This is a genomic window from Thalassobacter stenotrophicus (genome assembly GCF_001458315.1).
Classification (GTDB): domain Bacteria; phylum Pseudomonadota; class Alphaproteobacteria; order Rhodobacterales; family Rhodobacteraceae; genus Thalassobacter; species Thalassobacter stenotrophicus.
On record NZ_CYRX01000025.1, the window covers coordinates 355213 to 363314 of the forward strand.

General features: G+C 58.6%; 8 protein-coding genes. 3 read left to right on the forward strand and 5 right to left on the reverse strand.

Annotated elements, in window-relative coordinates; all coding sequences use genetic code 11:
* Nucleotide 1: 1 nt before the first annotated feature.
* The 4 genes from plsX to THS5294_RS08805 all read right to left on the reverse strand — a co-directional run bounded on the left by plsX (nt 2) and on the right by THS5294_RS08805 (nt 3703).
* A complete protein-coding gene (plsX, locus tag THS5294_RS08790) occupies nt 2-1114 on the reverse strand; it encodes a phosphate acyltransferase PlsX (RefSeq protein ID WP_058123451.1) in 1113 nt (370 codons plus the stop codon).
* Nucleotides 1115-1148: 34 nt separating this feature from the next.
* Nucleotides 1149-1355, reverse strand: coding sequence for a 50S ribosomal protein L32 (rpmF, locus tag THS5294_RS08795; RefSeq protein WP_038002534.1), 207 nt, complete (start codon nt 1353-1355; stop codon nt 1149-1151).
* A 375-nt stretch (nt 1356-1730) separates the two neighbouring features.
* On the reverse strand, nt 1731-2612 hold the full coding sequence (gene ppk2, locus THS5294_RS08800) for a polyphosphate kinase 2 (RefSeq protein WP_058123452.1): 882 nt from the start codon (nt 2610-2612) through the stop codon (nt 1731-1733).
* A 401-nt stretch (nt 2613-3013) separates the two neighbouring features.
* Complete coding sequence (locus THS5294_RS08805; RefSeq protein WP_058123453.1) at nt 3014-3703, reverse strand: dimethylsulfonioproprionate lyase family protein; 690 nt, start codon at nt 3701-3703, stop codon at nt 3014-3016.
* 208 nt (nt 3704-3911) lie between these two features.
* Here THS5294_RS08805 and parE point away from each other — a divergent pair, with 208 nt between their 5' ends.
* The 3 genes from parE to THS5294_RS08815 all read left to right on the forward strand — a co-directional run bounded on the left by parE (nt 3912) and on the right by THS5294_RS08815 (nt 6851).
* Nucleotides 3912-5870, forward strand: coding sequence for a DNA topoisomerase IV subunit B (gene parE / locus THS5294_RS08810; RefSeq protein WP_058123454.1), 1959 nt, complete (start codon nt 3912-3914; stop codon nt 5868-5870).
* A complete protein-coding gene (locus THS5294_RS18025; protein WP_133244370.1) occupies nt 5867-6232 on the forward strand; it encodes a winged helix-turn-helix domain-containing protein in 366 nt (121 codons plus the stop codon). Before parE ends, THS5294_RS18025 begins: the two co-directional genes overlap by 4 nt.
* A 169-nt stretch (nt 6233-6401) precedes the next feature.
* Nucleotides 6402-6851 carry a restriction endonuclease gene (locus THS5294_RS08815; protein WP_199484381.1) on the forward strand — a complete coding sequence of 150 codons (450 nt, stop codon included), beginning with the start codon at nt 6402-6404 and terminating at the stop codon, nt 6849-6851.
* Here THS5294_RS08815 and tnpC read toward each other — a convergent pair.
* Nucleotides 6833-8102: IS66 family transposase (tnpC, locus tag THS5294_RS08820; RefSeq protein ID WP_058123476.1), on the reverse strand; the 1270-nt coding region annotated here is incomplete at its 5' end. The two genes, THS5294_RS08815 and tnpC, sit on opposite strands and share 19 nt — an antisense overlap.

Here is an 8102-nt window from a genome sequence, read left to right on the forward strand (position 1 = left end):
GTTAGATGCCTTGATCGGTCTTTTCGGGGGTTAACCCAGCCTCGGTTTTGTTAACACTTTGACCTGTAGACTGAGTAGATGCAAGACGCGCTGCGAGGCGGTCAGAAAATCCGGTTTGCGCCAAGTCCCACGACAGTTTGATCGCGGCGGAAACGCCGGTCGCATCTGCGGATCCGTGGGATTTTACGACTGTCCCGTTCAGGCCCAGAAAAACGCCACCATTGACGCGCCGCGGATCGATCCGCTTTTTGAGCCGTCTTAGGGACGTCATCGCCAGTAGAGCCGCGATTTTGGACAGGGGCGTGGCTTGGAACGCGGTGCGCAGTGCCTCAGAGATGAAACTGGCCGTACCTTCGGCTGTTTTCAGCGCGACATTCCCGGTGAACCCGTCCGTGACAATCACGTCCACGCGGTTCGAGGGGATGTCGCCGCCCTCAACAAAGCCGACAAATTCATATTTGTTGGCATCGGCTGAAGCGGCGATGATGTCATGCGCCTCATGCAATTCGGGGCGGCCTTTGTGTTCTTCGGTGCCGACATTCAAAATGCCAACACGGGGCCGTTGCAGACCCAGACCGTTGCGCGCATAGGACATGCCCATCAACGCGTATTGGTGCAGGTCCTGCGCCTCAGCCCGGATGTCCGCGCCTACATCCAGCATGACGTTAAAGCCCCCCGGATTGCGAGAGGGCCAGAGGATCGCGATGGCAGGCCGGTTCACGCCGGGCAGTTTGCGTAACCGCACCATGCTAAGCGCCATAAGCGCCCCAGTGTTCCCGCAGGACAGGCACGTTTCAGCCTCGCCTGCGCGCACGGCTTCTAGTGCGGACCACATCGAGGTCCCCTTTCCGTGACGCATCACGTGGCTGGGTTTGTCATCCATCGAGACGACATCGTCCGCGTGACGAATTTCAACCCGGCCATCCAAAACGCGCTTGCGGGCCACAAGCTCTGAAAGCTTGGGCCCGTGGCCATGCACGATGAACTTAATGTCCGGATTTTTACTGGCAGAGATAGCCATACCTGAAACAACGGCCTTGGGCCCAAGGTCGCCGCCCATCGCGTCGATGGAAATCACAGCTGGACGCTGTGCCGGGCCGGGCCGTTTTGCCAATGTTGTCTCCGGAGGCTCTCCGCGCAGTATGCGCTTAGGCTGCGTCGTCGTCTAGATCGATGTCAGTGGCCTGTGCGACCACTTCGCGGTCTGCATAGTGACCGCATGCGCCACACACGTGGTGGGGGCGCTTCAGCTCACCACAGTTGGAGCATTCAGCGGGGTTATCAGCCACGAGCGCATCGTGTGCACGACGCATGTTGCGGCGCGATTTCGTGATTTTATTCTGAGGGACTGCCATGGGACACCCTATTCGTTGTGGGGGGCAGATGCCCCCGAAGTGGAAATTTCGGGCACCCCTACACTGGCTCGCCTATGCGGTCCAGCCCGCTTGTAACGGCGTGGGGCGTGAGCGCGCACCGATAGGGTGAATCGAGGTGTGTTGCAAGGGAGAACTACCAACAAAGCCAAGCTTTCCTCCAGCGCATCCGTATGTGGGCCGAACGGCCCGGGTCATTTGCTCAAAACCCGTGGAGCAGGGCGGATATTGGACGCACCCTAGGGCATGATCGTAGCAAGGGCCGGGGACGAGATCAAATGCCTTGGCCGCTCGTCTCGCTTGGGATGGATAAAACGCGCGGGCGGCTCTCCTCAACCAGCCCGCGCGGCGGCGCGCCTAGTTGGTCAGGCGCGCGGCAAGCAAATGATCAGACTTTTGGATCACATGACTGGCGTGCCCCACGATCAGCGGATCGGGTGGGGTGGCGACATTCGTGTCCTTGTCGGGATAATCGAGGGTGCTGAGGAAATGACGCATACAGTTCAGCCGTGCGCGCTTTTTGTCATTGGATTTGACAATCGTCCAGGGCGCATCTGCGGTGTCGGTATAAAAGAACATTGCCTCTTTGGCTTCGGTATACGCGTCCCACTTCCCGAGCGAGGCTTTGTCGATAGGCGATAGCTTCCACCGTTTCAGGGGGTCCGTCTCACGGCTTTCAAAGCGGCGCTTTTGTTCGGCCTGCGTGACCGAGAACCAATACTTATAGAGCCTTATGCCCGACCGGGTCAGCATCCTCTCCAACTCAGGGGTTTGGCGCATGAATTCGAGGTATTCGGCAGGCGTGCAAAACCCCATGACCCGCTCAACCCCGGCGCGGTTGTACCACGACCGATCATACAGAACCATTTCGCCGTCCGTCGGCAGGTGATGCACATAGCGTTGATAATACCACTGCCCGCGCTCCCGATCGGTGGGTTTGTTCAGGGCGACAACACGCGCAGAGCGAGGGTTGAGGTGTTCGGTGAACCGTTTGATCGTTCCACCTTTGCCTGCCGCATCCCGGCCCTCAAACAGCATCACAAATTTCTGGCCCGTCTCAGCCGCCCAAAGCTGCACCTTCAGCAGTTCCGCCTGCAGAGCGGCCTTTTCGGCCTCATACGTCCGGCGCGCGATCTTGTGGCTGTAGGGGTATTTGCCCGTCTCAAACGCCTCGCGGATTTTGTCGGCGGTCACGGTGGGAAAGGTGCCGGGTTCAGGGGCAGGGGGGATGCCGTCCATCAGTGTCTCCTGTCATCATGTGCGATGCAGGTGTGACAGGTCGGAGCGCAATGCGCTTTGCGCTATGTCAAACGACTAGGTGCCAAGGAGAGGGCAGTCCGGCCGGTGCTCAATAAATTCAGGTGGCTATTGATTTAGCGCGACAGAATTCATTGACGTAGGTTAATTAATTGTTAACGCACCATTACAGGGAGCAAGAAATTAATGCGTCATTCTTTGATTGTTGCCACTTTTGCAATGTTTTGCCTGACCGGGCCCGTTGTTGCTTTTGCTGTACAATTGCCACTCGCTACTACGGCCTCAACGCCGGAGCATGGAGGCGGCTGTCGCAAAGATAGCCCATCCGGCCAGTGCTGCCACGCCGGTTCCAAGCCTTATCACTGTCACTAGTGTCGTGACGACTAAGCCTTGGGCCCCCGGGGGCGTGAGAAGTTCATCTTTTGCCCAGCCAAATCCTCGCGGGCGCCGCACCACGCATAGGCCAGCAGGGCGGGTTCATCGCGCCCAACCGTGATCCGGTGCAAATGCTCTGGCGGGTTATGGATCAGCGAGCCCGCCGCATACACGCCTTGGTGGTTTTCCGAGACAGCGCCGCTGAGGCAGATGTAGCTTTCAGTGATGCCCTTGTGCGCATGGGCCGGATAGGTGCAATCTGGGGCGAACAGAACCACCCCAAGGATGATCTCATCGGTCACAATCGGCCCGCTCGGCCCCGCGATCTCGGCGTAGCCATAGCTGCGCGCCAGCCCGCGTGGGACCTTTTCGTACCCATAGCGCCAGCTCAGCTCGGGCGCGACACGCTCCAGCGTGCGCACAACAGGGGCCATGCGGTCCTGACGTCCCTCATCGAGCGCGCGCCCCAGATGATCCGTCACCGGCAAATTGCAGGGCGGGTCAAAGGACATCTCTGGGTTGGCTTTCTGAACCCGGCTGATCGCTTCGCGCGCGTTGCGCAGGTGCGCACGGATCCGGTCCGACCCACCCGAAGGCAGGTGGCGATACATCTCATAGAATTCCTTGAGCAGGTATCGCCAGTTCGCAGCATCCTTGAGGCGTGCGTTCGGGGCAGGGATCGGGTCGGTATTTAGCATCAGTCGGGTCCGGTTTGCGCGTTTGCCCCACAGCTACAGCCCAAACCGCGTGGGTCAATGATTAATGCGCCCAGCCCTCGGGCGGTACGTCGGGTCATGCGCCCCCAGAAAACCACGCCATCGGCACACCCGCATCACCGCACCATCTTTCCCCGCGCCCCAACATGGGCCATACTGCCCCAAACCTCACACAAGAAGCAGTACCTCCATGGCCGACGACCTTCTCTCAGGCGCAAATGCCGACACATATGACGCGACCTCCATCGAAGTCCTTGAGGGGCTGGAACCCGTCCGCAAACGCCCCGGTATGTATATCGGCGGCACGGACGAACGCGCCTTGCACCACCTTGTGGCCGAAGTCCTCGATAACTCTATGGATGAGGCGGTCGCAGGCCACGCCAACCGCATCGAGGTGGAACTGCACGCCGACTACTCTGTCACGATCAAGGATAACGGGCGCGGCATCCCAATCGACCCACACCCCAAGTTTCCCGACAAATCCGCGCTAGAGGTGATCTTGTGCACCCTACACGCGGGCGGCAAATTCTCGGGCAAGGCCTATCAGACGTCGGGCGGTTTGCACGGGGTGGGGGCCTCGGTTGTGAACGCGCTATCGGACCTGATGGTTGTCCAAGTCGCCCGTGATCGTGAGCTGTGGGAGCAACGCTTTTCCCGCGGCATCCCCCAAGGCCCGGTAGAGAAAATCGGTGCAGCCCCCAACCGGCGTGGCACCCAAGTGACCTTCCATGCGGATGCACAGATTTTCGGCGCGCATCGGTTCAAACCCGCACGCCTGTTTAAATCCATCCGCTCCAAGGCCTATCTGTTCTCAGGCGTTGAAATCCGTTGGAAATCGGCGATTGAGGATGGTGAGACCCCGACCGATGCGGTCTTTCACTTTCCTGGCGGGCTGGCCGATTACCTGCGCGAAACGCTGGGCACAGCGGCGACTTACGCCGATACGCCTTTTGCGGGCACCGTCGATTTCAATGAGAAATTCGGCCAACCCGGTAAGGTCGAATGGGCAATCAACTGGACCCCATCGCGCGATGGTTTCATCCAGTCCTACTGTAACACCGTACCCACGCCCGAGGGCGGCACCCATGAGGCAGGCTTTTGGGCCGCGATCCTGAAGGGCATCAAAGCCTACGGTGAGCTGTCGAACAACAAAAAGGCCGCGTCCATTACGCGCGATGACCTGACCACGGGCGGCTGCGCCTTGGTCAGCTGTTTCATCGCAGAGCCTGAGTTCGTGGGTCAAACCAAGGACCGCCTTGCCACGACCGAAGCGGGGCGGATGACCGAAAACGCCGTCCGCGATCACTTTGACAACTGGCTGGCCGCAGATACCAAAGCGGCGGGCGCGATCCTCGATTTCCTCGTGCTGCGCGCCGAAGAGCGGCTTAAGCGGCGGCAGGAAAAGGAAACGGCGCGGAAATCCGCGACCAAGCGCCTGCGCCTCCCGGGCAAACTGGTTGATTGCTCGAACGCCAACCGCGAGGGCACGGAGCTGTTCATCGTCGAGGGCGACTCGGCGGGTGGTTCGGCCAAAATGGCCCGGGACCGCAAGACCCAAGCGCTCCTGCCTTTGCGCGGCAAAATCCTCAACGTCTTGGGGGCCGCGTCGAACAAACTGACCTCAAACGCCGAGATTTCGGATCTGACACAGGCGCTGGGCGTGGGGCTGGGCAGTAAGTTCAACGTTGAGGACCTGCGGTACGACAAGATCATCATCATGACCGATGCGGACGTCGACGGCGCCCACATCGCCTCACTGCTGATGACGTTCTTCTTTACGCAAATGCGCCCGATGATCGACATGGGCCATCTCTATCTTGCCTGTCCGCCGCTGTTCCGCCTGACCCAAGGCGCCAAGCGGGTCTATTGCCTAGATGAAGCCGAACGCGACGCGTGGATGGAAAAGGGCGTGGGCGGCAAAGGCAAAATCGACGTAAGCCGCTTCAAGGGTCTGGGCGAGATGGACGCGAAGGACCTGAAAGACACGACAATGAACCCCGCAACCCGTAAGCTGATCCGCGTGACGGTGGATGAGGACATGCCGGGCGAAACCGGAGACTTGGTCGAGCGCCTGATGGGCAAGAAGCCCGAGAAGCGGTTTGAGTATATCCAACAGAATGCGAGGTTCGTGGAGGAGTTGGATGTTTGAGTGAGGAAAGAAACGACATGATGGGCCGCACATTTTTGATTGAACCTGACGGGTTGCCAGATTTGCCTGCAATGATGCTTGTGACGCTTGGTGCTCTTCGAGATTTGGGCGGGTCGGCAAATATCAACGAGTTAGACGAAAAAATCTTAGAGCTTGAGGGTGTAACTGAAGCCGAGCAAGCCATCCCGATGAAAGGTGACGATCCGAGGCTCAGAGCGAACTACTACCTAGCTTGGGCCAGAACTTTTTTGCGGAGAGGAGGTGCCATAGAAAACTCTGCGCGGGGGATATGGAATTTAACTTCTCAAGGTTCAACAATCGAGAACAATCGAGAACAAGCGCGAAACGCAAACAATCTATGATCAGGTCAATCAAGAAGAGCGCGAGCGAGCACGAGCCAAGCGGAGAGACGCGCAAAAGAAGAAAGCGCAAAAGAAGTCATCACCAATCAACCAGCAACAACTTGAGTTTGAAGGCACTTCGGTCAAAGAAGACGAGGAACAGCAGAACTCGCACTGGCAGCAGTCGCTCTTGTCGACTTTACTTGAGATTGAACCGGACGCATTTGAAAGACTCTCACAACGACTATTGCGGGAGTCGGGTTTTACGAAGGTGGAAGTCCGAGGTAAGACGGGTGATGGCGGCATCGACGGTGTAGGCGTCCTACGCGTCAACCTAGTTTCGTTCCAGGTTTACTTCCAATGCAAACGCTGGAAAGGAAGTGTTGGCTCGAGAGAAATTCGGGACTTTCGTGGCGCGCTACAAGGCCGAGCCGACAAGGGCCTCTTTATAACCACTGGAACTTTCACGGCTCAAGCTTCTGACGAGGCAACACGAGACGGTGCAATTGCTATTGATCTGATCGACGGTGAGAGGCTTTGTGATCTGCTGAAGGAAAATGGTCTGGGCGTTACTTCAAAAATGATCGAACACGTTGAGATTAACTGTAAGCGGTGCGCCAGTCACACGGGCTTCGCGTAGTTCCAGGGCAATAGGTCGTTGATGTCAGTTTGTTTGTGCCCTGCGGCGATGGCCGTCAGTACGCCGGACAAATAGTCATGCGGTGCGATCCCGTTGAGTTTACAGGTCTCGATCAGGGACGCGATGACGGCCCAGTTTTGTGCGCCTGCATCATGTCCTGCGAAGAGCGCGTTTTTACGGCTCAGAGCGATGGGGCGGATGGTGCGCTCGACAGGGTTGTTGTCGAGTTCGATGCGGCCATCGCCGAGGAACAGGCACAGGCCGTCCCAGTATTTGGCGATATATTTCAGTGCTTCTCCGGTCGGCGATTTGGCCGAGACGCGGGCGCGGCTTTGGGCGAGCCAAGTACCGAAGGCTTCGACAATGGGTTTTGAGCGTTCCTGCCGTACAGCGCATCGTTGGTCGGCGCTCTGGCCACGCAGGTCTTTTTCGATACGATAGAGCGCCTGGATTTGGCCCAAGCCCTCCTGCGCGATCGGGGCTGCGCCGGACTGGGTAACATCGTGCAATTTACGCCGTGCGTGCGCCCAGCAATAGGCCAATGTCACATCCTGCGCAGGACGTTTGAGCAGGCGGTTATAGCCTGCGTATCCATCGACCTGCAGGGTGCCGCTGAAGCCTTTCAGAATGTCGTCTGCATGCTGCCCCGACCGACCGGGCGCATAGGTGAACGCCACACTAGGTGGATCATCGCCACCCCATGGCCTGTCATCGCGGGCAAGGGCCCAGAAGTATCCCGTTTTGGTGCGTTTACGCCCGGGCGCCAGAACGGGTGCAGGGGTTTCATCCATGAAGAGCTTTGTTGAGCGCTTCAGATCGCCCATCAGCGCCTCATAGACCGGGGTCAGTTCGAACGCCGACTTACCAACCCACGCAGCTAGGGTCGAGCGATCCAGATCGATCCCCTGGCGGCTATAGATTTGCGCCTGCCGATAAAGCGGCAGATGGTCCGCGTATTTTGAGACGAGCACATGGGCCAAGGTGGCCTCGGTTGGCATACCGCCCGCGATTATGTGGGCTGGTGCCGAGACCTGAGCAATCCCGCCCTCGCAGGACCGGCAGGCGTATTTGGGACGACGGGTGACAATCACCCGGAACTGTGCGGGAATGATGTCCAGCCGTTCGCTGACATCTTCGCCAATGACATGACGCTCGGCTCCACAGGCACAGGAATGTTCAGGTTCGATGACCACCTCAACCCGTTCCAGATGTTTGGGCAATGATCCCCGATTGGTCTGGCGCGGCTTCGGT